We start from the raw sequence: 1,285 nt of genomic DNA, 5'->3' as shown, positions 1-1,285 counted from the left end.
GGGACTGACCCCATAAAGTGAGACAAATAAAAACACCTTTAAATTGAAAAATCGGGTATAGCATATCTGAAAACAATTTGGAGGTGTTTTTTGTATGGGAAAAAGAGTTAGTTATCCGATTAGTGTAAAAGAAGAGGCCGTTCAAATGAGGTTAGCTGGAATCCCGACAAAAGAAATCATGGACAAGTTAGGAATTAAGAATAGAACACAAGTGAAAACGTGGATGAAATGGTATCGCGAGGGTGAAATCCATCGATTTCATCAACCAGTTGGAAAGCAGTATACCTACGGGAAAGGACCAGAATATCAAAATGAGAACGAGAAGTTGAAAACAGAAAATCTTTATTTAAAGCAACAAATTGACCTATTAAAAAAGTATATAGAATGGGAAAGGAAGTGAAAAGAGAAGCATTCGTGTCGATTTATGATGCGGTAAAAGACACAGTAAGTGTAAGTGCATTCTGTCAGATGTTTGAGCTCGCAAGATCAACATTTTATCGTTGGAAAAAACAAGATCTCCTGCCAAAACAGCAAGTGTTAATTGACCTCATATCGTCGCTTTGTGAGTCACACCAATATACGTACGGTTATCGTAAAATAACGGCCCTACTGCGAAAAGAAAGGAGAATAAATCATAAGACAGTACAACGCATTATGCAAACCTACGGTTTACAGTGTCGTGTGAAAATAAAAAAGCGTAAACAGACTGGTCAACCTTACTATATTGCAGAAAATCACTTAAAACAGGATTTTACTGCGACAAAGCCACTTGAAAAACTGGTGACAGATATAACGTATTTGCCATTTGGTCAAAAACCACTTTATCTATCCAGCATAAAAGATTTGTATACTAGTGAGATTGTGGCTTATACGATTGGTGATAAACAGGATGTTTCTCTTGTTTTAGATACATTGAAGCAGTTACAGACATTACCTAAAGGCTGCGTACTTCATAGTGATCAAGGTTCGGTCTACACTTCTTATGCTTATCAAAAGGAGATAAAGGAAAAAAGCATTACCATGAGCATGTCCCGGAAGGGAATGCCCGCTGATAATGCCCCCATAGAATCCTTCCACTCCAGTTTAAAAACAGAAGGATTCTATCTCCACCACCTGACAAACACTACAACAGCCATTGTAGAAAAAACGGTCAGGGAGTATATTGATTATTATAACAATATCCGAATTCAATTGAAATTAAACAGCCAGTCACCAAAAGAGTTTCGGCAACTGGCTGTTTTATAAAGGTGTTTTGATCCCTGTCTCAAAAACGGGGGTCAGTCCC

1 protein-coding gene is annotated in these 1,285 nt (G+C 37.7%); it reads left to right on the top strand.

Annotated features, from left to right (window positions below):
* Positions 1 to 94: 94 nt before the first annotated feature.
* Positions 95 to 1,245, top strand: a protein-coding gene (locus BAE31_RS06220) for an IS3 family transposase (protein WP_139336372.1) whose coding sequence is annotated in 2 segments (ribosomal slippage) — positions 95 to 365 and positions 365 to 1,245 — 1,152 coding nt in all. Because the reading frame shifts where the segments join, the coding sequence is not laid out codon by codon here.
* Positions 1,246 to 1,285 lie beyond the last annotated feature (40 nt).

Source organism: Bacillus sp. I-2, assembly GCF_001974945.1.
Classification (GTDB): domain Bacteria; phylum Bacillota; class Bacilli; order Bacillales; family Bacillaceae; genus Bacillus; species Bacillus safensis.
The sequence above is the reverse complement of the archived record's forward strand: the minus strand, read 5'-3'. Positions and strand labels throughout refer to the sequence as shown.